The sequence below is a fragment of the Vogesella mureinivorans genome (assembly GCF_007644035.1).
In the GTDB taxonomy this organism is placed as follows: Bacteria; Pseudomonadota; Gammaproteobacteria; order Burkholderiales; family Chromobacteriaceae; genus Vogesella; species Vogesella mureinivorans.
In genome coordinates, this window is record NZ_VMTV02000290.1 from 1 (window position 1) to 250 (window position 250).

A 250-nucleotide genomic window follows, 5' to 3' on the forward strand; every position below is an offset into this window, starting at 1 on the left:
GCATCAACTGTCCATCGACGTTTGAGCTCGCCAATGCCACCTCGATCCCGGTCATCGCCTCGGGCGGCCTCGCCTCTATGGCGGATATCGTGCGCATGACCGCGCCGGACGCCCAGATCCTTGAAGGGGCCATTTCGGGCCGGGCGCTCTATGACGGCCGCATTGATTCACGTGAAGCACTGGCCATGCTCAAGGGGGCGGCATGATACTCAAGGCCCGCATCACTCCCTACCTCGACGTCAAGGACGGT

The 250-nt window shown here is 62.8% G+C and carries 1 protein-coding gene; it reads left to right on the forward strand.

The features are described from left to right. Positions 1 to 206 (forward strand): HisA/HisF-related TIM barrel protein (locus tag FLQ44_RS08325; RefSeq protein WP_240801221.1); only part of this gene is annotated, 206 nt, incomplete at its 5' end. Between the last annotated feature and the right edge of the window lie 44 nt (positions 207 to 250).